The 14,854-nt window shown below is 31.8% G+C and carries 18 protein-coding genes and 3 tRNA genes; 12 read left to right on the forward strand and 9 right to left on the reverse strand.

Annotated features, from left to right (window positions below; translation table 11 throughout):
• The first annotated feature begins 71 nt into the window (after window positions 1-71).
• Window positions 72-860: a universal stress protein gene (locus tag B2X73_RS10685; protein WP_125350660.1), complete on the forward strand. Its 789-nt coding sequence runs from the start codon at window positions 72-74 to the stop codon at window positions 858-860.
• An 83-nt stretch (window positions 861-943) separates the two neighbouring features.
• Window positions 944-2,188 (forward strand): DUF445 domain-containing protein, encoded by a 1,245-nt coding sequence (locus tag B2X73_RS10690; RefSeq protein ID WP_286496155.1) that lies wholly within the window; start codon window positions 944-946, stop codon window positions 2,186-2,188.
• A gap of 52 nt (window positions 2,189-2,240) precedes the next feature.
• Here the strand turns inward: B2X73_RS10690 and B2X73_RS10695 are convergent, their stop codons facing one another.
• The 5 genes from B2X73_RS10695 to B2X73_RS10715 all read right to left on the reverse strand — a co-directional run bounded on the left by B2X73_RS10695 (window position 2,241) and on the right by B2X73_RS10715 (window position 5,855).
• Complete coding sequence (locus tag B2X73_RS10695; protein WP_291096405.1) at window positions 2,241-2,711, reverse strand: ecotin family protein; 471 nt, start codon at window positions 2,709-2,711, stop codon at window positions 2,241-2,243.
• Window positions 2,712-2,832: 121 nt separating this feature from the next.
• Window positions 2,833-2,906 (reverse strand) — tRNA-Asn (locus tag B2X73_RS10700).
• 135 nt (window positions 2,907-3,041) lie between these two features.
• Window positions 3,042-3,716 (reverse strand): TIGR02117 family protein, encoded by a 675-nt coding sequence (locus tag B2X73_RS10705; RefSeq protein ID WP_291096407.1) that lies wholly within the window; start codon window positions 3,714-3,716, stop codon window positions 3,042-3,044.
• A gap of 57 nt (window positions 3,717-3,773) precedes the next feature.
• Window positions 3,774-5,345 carry an Rne/Rng family ribonuclease gene (locus tag B2X73_RS10710; protein WP_291078042.1) on the reverse strand — a complete coding sequence of 524 codons (1,572 nt, stop codon included), beginning with the start codon at window positions 5,343-5,345 and terminating at the stop codon, window positions 3,774-3,776.
• 213 nt (window positions 5,346-5,558) lie between these two features.
• Window positions 5,559-5,855 carry an HU family DNA-binding protein gene (locus tag B2X73_RS10715; protein ID WP_019975652.1) on the reverse strand — a complete coding sequence of 99 codons (297 nt, stop codon included), beginning with the start codon at window positions 5,853-5,855 and terminating at the stop codon, window positions 5,559-5,561.
• A gap of 104 nt (window positions 5,856-5,959) precedes the next feature.
• On the opposite strand from B2X73_RS10715, the gene mutY reads away from it, so the two are divergent.
• The 7 genes from mutY to B2X73_RS10750 all read left to right on the forward strand — a co-directional run bounded on the left by mutY (window position 5,960) and on the right by B2X73_RS10750 (window position 10,410).
• Entirely contained in the window at window positions 5,960-6,979 is a 1,020-nt protein-coding gene (gene mutY / locus B2X73_RS10720) for an A/G-specific adenine glycosylase (protein WP_291046325.1), read from the forward strand.
• 38 nt (window positions 6,980-7,017) lie between these two features.
• A complete protein-coding gene (locus B2X73_RS10725; protein WP_038334855.1) occupies window positions 7,018-7,470 on the forward strand; it encodes a single-stranded DNA-binding protein in 453 nt (150 codons plus the stop codon).
• Between the two features lie 15 nt (window positions 7,471-7,485).
• Window positions 7,486-8,094, forward strand: coding sequence for a gliding motility lipoprotein GldD (locus B2X73_RS10730; protein ID WP_260391997.1), 609 nt, complete (start codon window positions 7,486-7,488; stop codon window positions 8,092-8,094).
• A gap of 75 nt (window positions 8,095-8,169) precedes the next feature.
• Window positions 8,170-9,480, forward strand: coding sequence for an RIP metalloprotease RseP (gene rseP / locus B2X73_RS10735; protein WP_221854425.1), 1,311 nt, complete (start codon window positions 8,170-8,172; stop codon window positions 9,478-9,480).
• Between the two features lie 65 nt (window positions 9,481-9,545).
• Window positions 9,546-9,619: transfer RNA gene (locus B2X73_RS10740), tRNA-Asn, on the forward strand.
• Window positions 9,620-9,677: 58 nt separating this feature from the next.
• Window positions 9,678-9,751, forward strand: a tRNA-Asn gene (locus tag B2X73_RS10745).
• Window positions 9,752-9,984: 233 nt separating this feature from the next.
• Window positions 9,985-10,410 (forward strand): lipocalin family protein, encoded by a 426-nt coding sequence (locus B2X73_RS10750; RefSeq protein ID WP_286496160.1) that lies wholly within the window; start codon window positions 9,985-9,987, stop codon window positions 10,408-10,410.
• Window positions 10,411-10,466: 56 nt separating this feature from the next.
• Here the strand turns inward: B2X73_RS10750 and recA are convergent, their stop codons facing one another.
• Both recA and bcp read right to left on the reverse strand, forming a co-directional pair.
• Window positions 10,467-11,528 carry a recombinase RecA gene (gene recA, locus B2X73_RS10755; protein WP_038333157.1) on the reverse strand — a complete coding sequence of 354 codons (1,062 nt, stop codon included), beginning with the start codon at window positions 11,526-11,528 and terminating at the stop codon, window positions 10,467-10,469.
• Between the two features lie 11 nt (window positions 11,529-11,539).
• Window positions 11,540-11,995 (reverse strand): thioredoxin-dependent thiol peroxidase, encoded by a 456-nt coding sequence (gene bcp, locus B2X73_RS10760; protein WP_286496165.1) that lies wholly within the window; start codon window positions 11,993-11,995, stop codon window positions 11,540-11,542.
• Window positions 11,996-12,282: 287 nt separating this feature from the next.
• On the opposite strand from bcp, the gene nth reads away from it, so the two are divergent.
• The gene (nth, locus tag B2X73_RS10765; protein ID WP_286496167.1) at window positions 12,283-12,903 is read left to right on the forward strand and encodes an endonuclease III; all 621 of its coding nucleotides are present in this window, start codon (window positions 12,283-12,285) and stop codon (window positions 12,901-12,903) included.
• 34 nt (window positions 12,904-12,937) lie between these two features.
• Here the strand turns inward: nth and B2X73_RS10770 are convergent, their stop codons facing one another.
• Both B2X73_RS10770 and B2X73_RS10775 read right to left on the reverse strand, forming a co-directional pair.
• Complete coding sequence (locus B2X73_RS10770; protein ID WP_286496161.1) at window positions 12,938-13,390, reverse strand: lipocalin family protein; 453 nt, start codon at window positions 13,388-13,390, stop codon at window positions 12,938-12,940.
• A gap of 88 nt (window positions 13,391-13,478) precedes the next feature.
• The gene (locus tag B2X73_RS10775) at window positions 13,479-13,925 is read right to left on the reverse strand and encodes a lipocalin family protein (RefSeq protein ID WP_221855703.1); all 447 of its coding nucleotides are present in this window, start codon (window positions 13,923-13,925) and stop codon (window positions 13,479-13,481) included.
• A 52-nt stretch (window positions 13,926-13,977) separates the two neighbouring features.
• Between B2X73_RS10775 and B2X73_RS10780 the strand changes: the two genes are divergently transcribed.
• Window positions 13,978-14,502, forward strand: coding sequence for an alpha/beta fold hydrolase (locus tag B2X73_RS10780; protein ID WP_291078491.1), 525 nt, complete (start codon window positions 13,978-13,980; stop codon window positions 14,500-14,502).
• A gap of 141 nt (window positions 14,503-14,643) precedes the next feature.
• Window positions 14,644-14,823 carry a hypothetical protein gene (locus B2X73_RS10785; RefSeq protein WP_291078493.1) on the forward strand — a complete coding sequence of 60 codons (180 nt, stop codon included), beginning with the start codon at window positions 14,644-14,646 and terminating at the stop codon, window positions 14,821-14,823.
• The last annotated feature ends 31 nt before the right edge of the window (window positions 14,824-14,854 follow it).

Below are 14,854 nucleotides of genomic sequence, written 5' to 3' on the forward strand. Positions count from 1 at the left end.
ACTTTTTTTGTGGCTTTACCTAAATTTTAGTTGTAAATTTATAGAACAATCTATTCTAGAATTTAATTATTATGGCTAAAATATTATTTCCAACCGATTTTTCGGAAACAGCGAACAATGCTTTTTTGTATGCGTTAAACCTTGCAAAAGTTCTCAAAACTAATATTAAGTTAGTCTCGGTACAATCAAATCTTAAAAATTATCTTGAAGTTACAGAAGAAAATTTCGAAAATTATATCAATAAACTTAAGAATATTGCAAAAGAAAATAATCTTGAACACGTTAAAATAGAGAGTTCTTTGGTTGTTGGCGATTTGTTGTTGATGATTTTGGATATTATCAACAAAGAAGATATACAATACGTGGTGATGGGAACGAATGGACAAAATAGTTTAGGCAAAAAGTTTTTTGGTTCTAACACGGTAAATGTCATTAACAATTCGCCTGCACCTGTGTTGGTTGTTCCAAATAATGTAAAATTTAAAGAAGAAAGAAATTTTGCTTACGCTACATTGTTCAATCAAAAAGAAGCAAAAGCTTTATCGCAAATGGAAGAAGTGACAAAACGTTACGATAAATTGTTGAACATTGTACATGTTGATGATAAATCGATTACTCCACAAATGTTAAGCGTGAAAAAAGAATGGGAAGAAGAATATCCTGAAGCGATGATTACAATTGAACCGAGTAAAGATGTAGAAGATGGTTTAATCAATTATTGTACAAAAAACAACATCGATGTTTTAGGTGTTGTTCACCGTGAATTATCGTCTTTCGAAAGATTATTTACAATCAATCATAGCCAACGATTATTATCGAGTGCAAATGTTGCATTATTGGTTTTTCAGGAAAGTAAATAAATCAAAAACACAAAAATTTGAGCGGAGAATTCTCCGCTTTTTTGATTGGCTAAATTTTTGCAACAAATTTTCAAAACACTTTTATGACGGAACTTCAGAAAATACAAAACCTCAAAAAACATAAAGCTATTGCGACAGGATTATTCATTTTGATGGCTTTTATTTACTTTTTGATGGTTTATCTAAGTCAACATTCACCTGTGAAATGGATCGGATATGTGGAAGCATTTGCCGAAGCAGCGATGGTTGGTGCGCTTGCCGATTGGTTTGCGGTTACAGCTTTGTTCAAATATCCGCTTGGACTTAAAATTCCGCATACAAATCTGATCGAAAATAGTAAAAATGCAATCGGAGATAATTTAGGACAGTTTGTAACTGAGAATTTTTTGACGCCATCTACAATTCGTCCATATATCGAGAAATTAGAAGTTGTAAAATATGCAGCAGATTGGTTGAATAAACCTGCTAATCAAGAAATGTTGCAAGAAGAGTTGATTAATTTCTCCAAGAAAATTGTCAAAGACTTAGATGATAAAGATGTCGTTGATTTTATAACCTTGAAAGGTGATGAAATTTTAAAACAGTTTGATTTACCTGAATTAGTATCATCAAGTTTAGAGTATATTTTAGAAAAGGAAAAACACAACGAAATTTTAGAAGCAATTATTCCAAAAGCGAAAGAATATATCTTAGAAAGTGATTTGATTATTAAAGATAAATTAAACGAAAAACATCCTGTGATTTCATTTTTTGCTGGTAAAAAAATATCGAAAGGAGTAGTAGAAGGCGTGGTGAGTTTTTTGGATGAGGTTGAAGAAGATAAAGAACATCCAGTTCGTCATAATATCGAACGAATTATCCGAGAAAATATTCAGAATATAAAAGAATCTCCCGATTGGAAATTTAGGTTAGAATCGCTTCGAGATGATTTTATCACAAAAGAACGATTGAATGATTATGCTTTGGATTTGTGGTTGGCGATTAAACAAAATCTGACCGAAAGTTTTGATGATGAAAATTCTGCAATGCAAGTTTACATTAAGAAAAACATTAAAAAGTTAACCGAAAATTTGAACGATAACCAAGAAATGATTGATAAAATTAATGGTTGGGTGCGTCATTTTATTTACCGTATGATTTTACGAAATGTCAAAGAAATGGAAAGCTTGATTAGTAATACGGTTGATAAATGGGAAGGAAAAGAATTGAGCGAAAAGCTAGAATTGGAAGTTGGAAAAGATTTGCAATTTATTCGGATTAACGGGACGCTGGTTGGTGGACTTGTTGGTTTGGTTATTTACACGATTACGCAATTGGTATTTCATTAAAATATAAAAGCTCGAGAATTTCTCGAGCTTTTTCAATTAACAACTATAAATATTACTTAACTATGTTAAGTTTTTCATCTGCTTTCCAAATTCTATATTCTAAAGTATAGCCTTTTGGTACGTAAACTACGATTGGTAATTTGCTATTGTAACTCGTCTGCAAAGATTGAGCATGTACAATTTTTTCGACAGATTTATTGTCAAAACATCCCATTAAAGTTCCTGATATATTTCCATCAGTTTCGAAATTAAAATAATCATAACCCCAACCATCAACAGTTTTTTGATCAAAATTTCCACTTAAGAAAAATTGATTACAAGAATCAACCTTTGTTTTTTTCCCAGCAAATATTTCAACTAAATAGTTTTCTTCATTGGCTTGTGGTTTTAAAGTGATAATTTTCTGTTCATATCCATCTTTTGCTTTTGGATACATTGAATAATCTATTTTCATATTTTTTTGTGCGAATGTTACCATAACCATTAATAATGCTAAAACGCTAAATACTTTTCTAAATTTCATACTAATCTGATTTTATTTGTTTTTCTATTAGTAAGATGCAAAAGTTAGGTGAATGGTTGTGTGAGGAAATGTTAAATATTTGTGAAATAAAAAAAGACAATCAAATTGATTGTCTTTTTTGCTCCTCCTCTTGGGCTCGAACCAAGGACCCTCTGATTAACAGTCAGATGCTCTAACCAACTGAGCTAAGGAGGAGTATCGTTATCGATATTGTGTTGCAAATATAGAGCAAATTTTATTACTTCCAAATCTTAAAAGTATTTTTTTTCGTTCTACAAGTCGCATTAATAGACAACTCTTTGAAAATGAATCAGAAATAATTTAAAAAAATTATTCATAATGACGAAAAATTCCTTGTTGTGTTGCCGTCCACAAGGGGGCTTCTTTATTTGCTGCTTTTAACGCGCTTGCAGCCCACGTATTACACGTAAAAAATAAACTATAACTTCCTTTTGCTTCGTAAAACGAATCACTATCTCCATAAACAGCATCTGTTTTTATTAATTCGACTTTGTTATTTAGATCCAAATCAAATGATTGCTTGATGTAAACAATTAATTTTTGATACTCTTCTACACTCAAATCAACTTTTTTACAATTGTCATCTATCGTCATATTATCATAAAAAGTAGTATGCATCGCCGAATCTCCTAACCAAAACGCAGCGTTGAAAGCTGTAGAGAATTTAAGATCTTTCCATTCCGGTGTATCCAAATAGAAACCTTTATCACCCCAACCAAAGGCAATATATTTGTATTCTTTTTTCGATTTTGTATCCAAGAAAGGTACAAAAGTCGACCAATCAATCGCTTCAGATTTTACTGGAACCACAATATCCGTATGTACGCCATTTGTCAAAATATACGCTGTGATTTGATCATTAGACTTCTCTTTTTGTTTGTTTACTGGAATTAATGGCAGCAAAACTACTGCAAGTAAATACACCACAATTAGTAAAACTAAAGCTTCTAAAGTTTTGAGAAGAATTCGGAATATTTTTTTCATAGTATTTTGTTGTGTAACGAATATAAAACAAAAAACCTCGCAATTGCGAGGTTTTTCTTAATTTGATTCGTTGTAAAGTGTATTATGATCTTTGTCCAAGAAATTAAATTGTAAGTATTTGTACGCATCTCTTGGTACAATCTTAATCCACTTTTTATGCTTAAAAAACCATTTCATCTGAATGCTTGGCAATCCATGTTGTAAATAAGCAGCTACGAAAGGATGCACGTGCAACGACATTTTTCGTAAATCCTTATCTTTTCTATCAAGGATATTCAAGAGCACTTGTTCAATTTTATCAATTGTAACGATAGGTGCTTCAACTTCATTCGATTCTTGGTTAGGATTTTCTTCAGTTGTAACAAAATTCACCTCTGGGCGAACACGTTGTCTTGTAATCTGAATCAATCCAAATTTACTTGGTGGCAAAATCTTATGTTTTGCTTTATCTTTCGCCATTTCAGCTCTCAGATGCTCGAACAATTCTTTTTTATGTTCTACATCCGTCATGTCAATAAAATCGACCACAACAATTCCTCCCATATCACGTAATCGCAACTGACGTGCAATTTCAGAAGCAGCAATTTTGTTTACGGCAAAAGCTGAATCTTCCTGATTTTTAGAATTACGAGAAATATTTCCCGAATTCACATCAATTACGTGTAACGCTTCTGTATGTTCAATCACAAGATATGCACCTTTAGATTGTGGAATAGTTACCGTTTTACCAAAAGCTTGTTTAATTTGTCTTTCGACATTAAACTTCTCAAAAATTGGAACAAATGGATCGTCGTATTCTTTTACCAAATTAATTTTATCTGGTGCAATAACTTCCAAATATTCGCGCATTTCGTCAGCTAATTCATCATCATCAACAGAAATTTTAATAAAATCATCATTAAAATTATCTCTCAAAATAGAAGAAGCTCTGTCCATTTCGCTAAGAATTTTAGCTGGCGCTTTCTTTTTTTGAAGATTTTTGAAGATTTGAGACCATTTGTTTAACAAATAAGCCAAATCTGCTTGTAATTCTTCTGCATTCTTCTCTTCGGCAACTGTTCTGATAATAACTCCGAAGCCTTCTGGTGTTAAACCTTCTAAAATTTTGATTAAACGATCGCGTTCTGGTTTTTGTTTGATTTTTTGCGAAATCGAAACACGTTCCGAAAATGGAACTAAAACTAAATATCGACCAGCAATTGAAATTTCAGAAGTAATTCTTGGTCCTTTCGTATGAATTGGTTCTTTTGTAATTTGAACCAAAACGGAATCACCTGGAGCAAAGATTTCTGTAATTTGTCCATCTTTGTCAATCGGTTCTTCCATACGGAAGTTCTTCAATTTTTCGGTTTTGTACGTGCCATATGCTACAATTTTGTTGTACGCATTTGACGAACGTATTTGTGGACCTAAGTCATGATAATGTAAAAATGCATCTTTCGAATAACCAATGTCAACAAAGGTTGCATTTAAACTAGGAGCTAATTTTTTGATTTTACCCAAGTAAATGTCGCCAACTGCAAAGCCATCATTTGCAGTATCTTGATGAAATTCCATCAAGCGACCTTCATCTAAAACTGCGATGCGTACTTGATCAGCTAAGGCTGAAATCACTAATTCTTTACTCATCAAAAAATTATGTTTTTAAAAATGATAAAAGCACTTTCCAAAATTTCCATTGAAAAGTGCTATCTTGTAAAAAGACTAAATTATTAATAGCTTAGCTACTAATTATTTTTTCTTTTTGTGTCTGTTAAGACGACGACGTTTTTTGCGTTTGTGCGTCGCTACCTTATGTCTTTTACGTTTTTTTCCGCTTGGCATGATACAATTATTTTATTGTTATTTGATTACGTTTGCTTCGCTAGTCTTTACATCTTCGATGAAAGTCTTAGCTGGTTTAAATGTAGGAACGTTGTGTGCTGGGATAATGATAGAAGTACCTTTTGTAATGTTTCTACCTGTTTTTTCAGCTCTAGTTTTAATAGTAAAAGAACCAAATCCTCTTAAGTATACATTTTCTCCTTCTACTAATGATTTAATCACCTCCTCCATAAACGATTCTACCACTCTTTGAGTATCGCTCTTTTCAAGTCCTAATTTACCTGAAATGTTATTTACTATTTCTGCCTTTGTCATAATTCCTCTTATTATTCTTAAATTTGAAAGCGGGTGCAAATATAACGATAGTATCCCAACAAAAAAAGATTTTTTCAGTTTTTATGAACTTCAACTATCTGATTTTGTCATATTTTGACAAAAATAAACGAGATTTACCTTGGCGTCATACAAAAGACCCATTTCACATTTGGTTGTCGGAAATTATTCTCCAACAAACAAGGGTTGACCAAGGTATGAAATTTTACAATAATTTCATACAAGAATTTGAGACTATTTTCGATTTGGCAAATGCCGACGAACAAAAAGTCCTAAAACTCTGGCAAGGACTGGGTTATTATTCCCGTGCCAGAAATTTACACTTCACAGCAAAGACGATTGCTGATGAGTTAAATGGACAATTTCCGAATAATTTCAAAGATTTAAAAAAGCTAAAAGGCGTAGGAGATTACACTGCAGCTGCAATTGCATCTATTGTATATAATGAAAATGTACCTGCTGTAGACGGAAATATGTTTCGAGTTTTTGCGCGATATTTTAATATTACAGATGATATAAGTTCGCCAAAAACAAAGAAGATTTTCTGGGATTTGGGTTTAGAAATCATTGATAAAAAACGTCCAGGTGATTTTAATCAGGCGGTAATGGATTTGGGTGCAACAATTTGTACACCAAAACAGCCAAAGTGTGAAATTTGTCCACTTAATGAGTCTTGTGAAGCGCTTCGATTAAATAAAGTCAACGAATTGCCTATAAAATTGAAAAAGACAAAAGTTTCGAATCGTTTTTTACATTTTATTCTCATCGAAAATGAAGATAAAATTGCCTTGTCTAAACGAATTGGAAATGATGTTTGGAAAAATTTATTCACTTTTCCAAAAATAGAAACCGAAACTGACTTGTTGGATAAAGGTTGGATTTTAGATCAAAATCTTGAAAATAATCTAACTTTTATCGAAGAGGAGAAACATATTTTGTCGCATCAAAATTTATTTATAAAATATTGGAAATTAAATGTATCTTTAATAGATATAACAAATTTGAAAGCCGAAAATGATTTTGAAATGATTGCTTTAAATGATCTCGAACATTATCCGCTGCCAAAACCAATAGAAAAATTTATAAATAAACATTATTTGGATTAACTTTGTAAGTAACAAGCCACTAAAAACCTATTACAACTATGAATGGAACAACGAATAAAGTACTTTTGATCGGAAATTTGGGTGATGATGTAAAATTGCATCATTTCGATGAACAAAATTGTATTGGACGATTTCCTATTGCAACGACAGAATCTTACATTTCGAGAACAGGAGAACGAATTACAGAAACAGAATGGCACAATATTGTGACACGCAATAAATTGGCAGAATTATGTGATCGTTATCTGAAAAAAGGAGATAAAGTTTTTGTTGAAGGACGCATCAAAACACGCAAATGGGACGATAACGGACAAACGCGTTATACAACAGAGATCGTAGCAAATTCAATCGAGTTTTTGACACCAAAAATTGACAATGAACAACGTCAAGCCATGCAAAATGATCAGAACAAAGTTCAGCAAAGTCAACAAAACACAACAGTTGTCGAGCCACCTTTTATAGATGAAGGAGAAGACGATTTGCCTTTTTAGAAATTAAAAAATTAAATGAATTTTACAAAATTTAACGTTTTACGTTATACAATGAATTTTAAAACTATAATAGCATTATGTAGTAGTGCTATTTTTTTTGTGTCGTGCAATAAAAGCGAGGAAGTTGCCAAACCTTTAGGACAAGTTCGCCTCGAATATCCGCAACAAACTTATCTGTCTTTCAAAGAAAATGTACCTTATACTTTCCAATATTCAAACTTTGGAAAGGTCGTAGTGGGCAAAAAACCAAACTCTTTCAATATTGTTTATCCACGAATGAAAGCGACAATTTACCTGACATATTTTCCAGTTCAGTCTCCACAAGATTTAATCGTTCAAATAAAAGAAAGTGAGAGTTTTGTGCAAGAACAGACGGTTAAAGCCAGTTTTATCTCGCCACAAGAATTTTCTTTTCCAGAAAAAAAGGTTTTTGGTACTATGTATGAATTAGGAGGAGAATCAGCGATTAATATTCAGTTTCATGCGACGGATAGTGTAAAGAATTTTTTAGCAGGTTCGGTTTATTTCAAAACTCAACCAAAACCCGATTCTTTAGCTCCAGCAGTTGATTACATCAAAAAAGATGTAAAAAAATTGTTAGAAACCTTAGAATGGAAAAAATAAACCGCTTTGATAAATAAATTCGATTAATTTTGTAATCGTTTAATAAAATTAGAACATAAATAAATTTAAAACAATATGTTAATACAGATAGCTACCTTAATGCTTAGTTTGATGCTTTTAGTAATGTTGCACGAACTAGGACATTATGTAACAGCGCGATGGTTTGGCGTTCGTGTTGAACGTTTCTTTTGTTTTTTCGATGTGAAATTTGCCATTTGGAAAAAGAAAATTGGTGATACTGTTTACGGTATCGGTTGGTTGCCTCTTGGAGGATACGTAAAACTTTCGGGAATGATTGACGAAAGCATGGATTTGGAACAAATGAAACAAGAGCCAAAACCGTGGGAATTCCGTGTAAAACCAGCTTGGCAACGATTAATCATCATGTTAGGAGGTATTATTGTAAATATCATTTTAGCGATGATTATTTATACTATTTTATTCATTTCTCAAGGAAAAAGCTTTGTTGATGTAAACAAAATGCAATATGGAATCGAAGCGAATGCAACGCAAACTAAATTCGGCTTGCAAAAAGGTGATATTCCAGTTGGTGTAAATGGTGTTAAATATCAAGCATTAAATGAAATAGGAAAAGAAGCCTTGTTGGGTGGTGAAACTTTAGATGTAAAACGTCAAGGAAAAGAAGTTTCTTTACCAATTACAGAAGATTTCAGAACTGAAATTTTAAACGCTAAAGGCGCTTTCTTTATTCCTCAAATGCCAACCGTTGTGGATTCTGTTGTTGAGAATAGTGCAGCACAAAAAGCAGGTTTATTAAAAGATGATAAAGTAATTGCTATTGATGGTTTCACAACACCTCTATTTTCAGATTTAACAAATAAATTAAAAGAATACAAAGGAAAAACAGTTTCTTTAAGTGTTGAAAGAAAAGGCGAGCCTGTAGAGTTGATGGTAAATGTAGATAAAGATGGAAGCATTGGATTCCTAAGATCAACAGCATATTTAGATTCATTAATTTCTAAGGAAGATTATACAATTGGTGAAGGAATCGCAAAAGGAATTGTAGAGCCATTTGAAGCGATTGCAACGCAAGTTCGTGGAATTGGGACATTGTTCCAAGTAAAAGACGGTCGTAAGCAAGTTGCTGGACCAATTGGAATGGTAAAACAAATGCCAAAAGAATGGAACTGGTTATTTTTCTGGTCATTTACGGCAATGATTTCTGCTTGGTTAGCATTTATTAACTTATTACCAATTCCAGGTTTGGACGGTGGACATGCTGTTTTTGCCATCTATGAAATGATCACAGGTAAAAAACCAAGTGAAAAAGTTTTAGAAAAAGCACAAATGGTTGGCGTTGTAATTATCTTAGGATTAATGGTATTCATCTTCGGAAACGATATTGTGAATATGATTTTTAAATAAAATTTAAAATATTTTTTGTGGGTGTAAAAAATACTTCTATATTTGCACCCACAATTAAGCAACATTCCTCCTTAGCTCAGTTGGTTAGAGCATCTGACTGTTAATCAGAGGGTCCTTGGTTCGAGCCCAAGAGGAGGAGCTTTTTTAGTGAAATGTCAAACAAAGACTTAAAAATAAAATTTTAAAATATCGGATTTTCCTCCTTAGCTCAGTTGGTTAGAGCATCTGACTGTTAATCAGAGGGTCCTTGGTTCGAGCCCAAGAGGAGGAGCAAAAAAGATAATCAATTTGATTGTCTTTTTTTATTATTAAAAGTTTTACTATTTAAATAATAAATATGAATATTCTGAACTCGTTTCAGATTCTCATCATAAACAGTATACAATGTTGAAATAAATTCAACATGACAAACCACTTCTACAGAAGTGTTTTTTTTATTATAAATACTTAAAAACGTTTAATTAATATCATTTTTCATATTATTGCCAATCAAAAAAATAACTTATGAAAAAACTATTATTATTTGCTACACTTTCAGCGACTACATTTTTCGCATCTTGTAATAACGATGATGATTCTAATGTAGAATCGCATGAAGAATTATTAATTGGTAAATGGCAGATTAAAAACTCTGGATATTATTTGAATGGAAAAGAAATAATTGAAGAATACAATGAATGTGATTCTAAAACAAGTATAACTTTTAATAAAAATTTTACTTATTATAATGATTTTTATGAAGGAGGAGGAAATGACCCTTGTTATCATAGCCCGTCTGAAGGAAAATGGAGTTTAAAAAACAAACGAATTACCTTAACAGAAAATAACACTAATGATACTGAAATAGAAAATATCGAAATATTAACAAAAAATAGTTTAAGAATTTCATTTGGAGATGAGGACGCCTTTTTTATTAATTATACAAAATAACAAAAAAACCTCTCAAAATTGAGAGGTTTTTATCATTATATAAAAATTCTTTCGAATTAATCTTCAGCAAATAATTCTGCTTCGTCAGCTGGATTATCAACTGATGGTTTTCCATCTACTGGCTCACCTTTGATTAATGCGACAATTTTAGCTTCAATTTCTTCTGCCAATTCAGGATTATCTTTCAATACTTCTTTTACAGCATCGCGACCTTGTCCTAATTTGCTATCATTGTATGAATACCAAGAACCAGATTTGTTTACAATTCCTTTCTCAACACCCATATCCAAAATTTCTCCAACTTTAGAAATTCCTTCACCATACATAATATCAAATTCTGCTTGACGGAATGGAGGAGCAACTTTATTTTTAACCACTTTTACTTTCGAATGATTTCCGATTACCTCATCTCCATTTTTGATTTGAGTTGAACGACGGATATCCAAACGTACAGATGCGTAGAATTTTAAGGCGTTACCACCAGTTGTTGTTTCTGGATTTCCAAACATTACCCCAATCTTTTCACGTAATTGATTAATGAAAATCGCTGTACATTTCGTTTTATTAATTGTACCTGTCAATTTACGTAAAGCTTGAGACATCAAACGCGCTTGTAATCCCATACGAGAATCTCCCATTTCACCTTCAATCTCCGCTTTTGGAGTAAGTGCCGCAACAGAATCAATTACGATAATATCTATCGCTCCCGAACGAATTAAGTTATCTGCAATTTCTAATGCTTGCTCACCATTATCTGGTTGAGAAATAATTAAGTTTTCTACATCAACACCCAATTTCGCTGCATAATAACGGTCAAATGCATGCTCAGCATCAATAAAAGCAGCGATACCACCAGCTTTTTGCGCTTCAGCAATAGCGTGTAACGTTAATGTTGTTTTACCTGAAGATTCAGGTCCGTAGATTTCTATAACACGTCCGCGAGGATAACCTCCTACTCCTAACGCTAAATCTAATCCCAAAGATCCAGAAGGAATTACTTCTATTTTATCATCAACAGCCGAATCTCCCATACGCATTACAGTTCCTTTCCCGTAAGCTTTGTCCATCTTATCTAAGATTAGCTGTAACGCTTTCTTTTTATTGTCTAAATCGCTCATTATATTATTTTTTATTTTTCTAAAATTTGTTTTGCGTGTTCTTTTGTTTTCACTTTTTCGATTACATCTGTAATCACTCCTTTTTCATCAATGATGAAAGTTGTACGATGAATTCCATCAAATTCGCGTCCCATAAATTTCTTTGGTCCCCAAACGCCGAAAGCATTCAAAATTTCGTGATTTTCGTCTGCAAGCAAAGGAAAAAGTAAATTGTTTTTCTCTGCAAAATTCTTTTGTCTTTTCACAGAATCTGCACTTATTCCAACCAAATGATAACCTTGAGCTTTCAACGCATTTTCGTTATCGCGCAAATCACATGCTTCTGCTGTACAACCAGGCGTACTTGCTTTTGGATAAAAGAAAACGACTAATTTTTTTCCTGCAAAATCATGGTACGAAACTTCGTTTCCATCTTGATCAATTCCTTTAAAATCTGGAACTTTATCTCCTATTTTTAACATCTTGATTTGTCTTTAGAACTTCTCGTAAAAATAATGATTAAATCTTGAATCGTAACTGATTTAACTAATTAATCTTTTATTTATACTACAAATGTAATGTTATATAACGCCAAAATAAGTCGCTTAAACTTTACTTTTTAAAATGAAGGTAAAAAAAGGAAAAGCTGTTATTTAAAAACTTACGAAAAATATTCGAACTTCAATTTTCTAATAGCGAACTTCGCATTTCGTAATACATAAAGCATAATTAAAGATGTTTCATTATTTTTACACAAAAAGTCTCAGAACTTATGATGTTAAAGAAAGAACGCGTCCAATTTGTGATTGATGAATTGGAAAAATTATATCCAGTTCCACCTATTCCATTAGATCATCAAGATGCTTTTACATTATTGATTGCCGTTTTATTATCTGCCCAAACAACAGATAAAAAAGTGAATCAAGTAACACCCGAATTATTTGCGAAAGCTGCTAATGCAAAAGCAATGTCGTTATTAGAAGTAGATGAAATAAAATATTATATCCGCGAAATTGGTTTATCAAATACAAAAGCCAAAAACATCAAACGATTATCCGAAATTTTAATCGAAAAATACGATGGAGAAGTTCCAGAAGGTTTTGATGAATTAGAAGAATTACCTGGCGTTGGACACAAAACTGCTTCGGTTGTGATGTCACAATGGTTTGGTCATCCAGCTTTTCCTGTCGACACACATATTCATCGTTTGATGAAATTATGGAAATTGACAAAAGGGAAAAATGTTGGAGAAACAGAAAAGGATGCGAAGAAAATATTTCCAAAAGAATTGTGGAATAAATTACATATTCAAATCATTTATTATGGACGTGAATATTCTCCTGCACGCGCTTGGAGTTTAGACAAAGATTTTATTACACGAAAAATGTTCGAATAAAAAATACCTTCCAAGATTGAAGGTATTTTCATTATTATTTTACAATTTCAAAAACTTGCAAACGAAGCTTTATCGTATCTACTTTACTCAACGTATCTTGCAAAATCAAATATTTTGGATCTAACTGCTTCACATAATAATTGTACGTTGTATCATTCAGAGACATCGTTAACAAACGTTTTGTTTTAGACGTATTATACACATACGTTCCTATCGTTTGTTCTTGTACACAATTTCCTTTTTCGGTTTTATACATGTTAGAATTATAATTCGTAACATCCGAAAAATCTAATGTAGACTGTCGCTCACAAGCCAACAACTTGTCTGTTTCCGTTATATTCCCTTTCGTTTTTCTAATTTCTTTCAATTGCCATTTTCCAGATCGCAACAATTGATCTTGCGATATTGCCAACGAATCGTCTTCTTTGCACGAAAAAACTGAAAGCAATAAAATTGATGCTAAAAATAGGCTGAATATATTTTTCATTCGGTTCAATAATTATGTGGTAAAAATAAAGATTTTGAATGACGTAAAGTGAATATAAAAAATAAACCTGAAAACTTATTTTCTTTATTTATTGTTTACGTAAAATATCATAACTGATTGTATTTGCTATTTTCTCAAATTTCTTATCAGAATCTACAATTTTTTTATCAATATATGTTTCAAAAGTTATCGTTTTATCTTGATTAATTTTCACAATTCTATCCTCAAAAATATAATCATCAATGTAAAATTGAATTCTATTATCAACAATTCGCCACAATGTTAATCGAGGCTCACTAGGAAAACAATTGCCATTACTTCCTTCTACATAGTTATAAATAGCATATCCATTATCCCAAATTGTATAATTTCTCATTAACCGACAATCATCAAATTCTTTAGACACTTTTTTGCCATTTTCATAAAAGCCCGATTCTTGTAATTTCCAAAAACCAATCACATTATCAGGTTTTAATTGTTGAGAAAACATTTTTGAAGAGAATAAGATTAATAGAATTAAAATAATTTTTTTCATAAGATTGATTTACCTTGTAAAGGTATATTTTTTACCTTATCAAATAAAAAGAATGAAAAAATTCATACTAGAAACTTCCGACAAATATCCAATTGCCGTAACCTCTTTTGGCGAAAACAACGCAACCAAAAAAATCATTGTCATTTCGTCTGCAATTGGTGTTAAACAAACTTTTTATGCCAAATGTGCAACGTATTTAGCTAATAAGGGATATTTGGTTTTTTCGTTTGATTATCGCGGAATCAGCGATTCTAAACCCAAAAAGTTAAAAGATTTTAAAGTGCATTTTACAGATTGGGCCGACAAAGATTTTTTAGGTTTGACACAATATATCGAAGAATTTTATCCCAATCACGAAAAATTTTTAATTGGTCATAGTATCGGTGGAATTATGATTGGTTTGACACGCGCTTACAAAGTTTATGATAAAATTGTAACAATTGGTTCTCAATATGGTTATATCAAAAATTTTCATCAAAAAGATAAACCAAAAGTAAATTTCTTTTTTCGTATTGCAATTCCTATTTTATCTGCTTTTTACGGATTTTTTCCTTCTCAAAAGGTTGGAATGGGTTAACCAGTTCCAATCGGAATTGCGAAAGATTGGCGAAAGTTAATTCTGAATGAAACTTCGATTTTAGGTTATGCAGATGAAACACAGAATTTATATGATGAGATTACAAAACCTGTTTTAATCATTAGTTTGGATGATGATTTTATGGCAACGCCAAAATCTGTAGATTTATTTGCTGAATTAGTTTTGAAAAATGTGAGGAAAAAACGTTTGAATATCATTCCTAAAGAATATGGATTGGATGAAATTGGACATTTGGATTTCTTTCGAGAAAAAAATAAAACCGAAATTTGGCATATTCCTCTTGATTATATTGAAGAATAAAAAAAACTCGAGAAGTTCTCGAGCTTTTAGC

The sequence above is a fragment of the Empedobacter sp. UBA7252 genome, from assembly GCF_002472765.1.
In the GTDB taxonomy this organism is placed as follows: Bacteria; Bacteroidota; Bacteroidia; order Flavobacteriales; family Weeksellaceae; genus Empedobacter; species Empedobacter falsenii_B.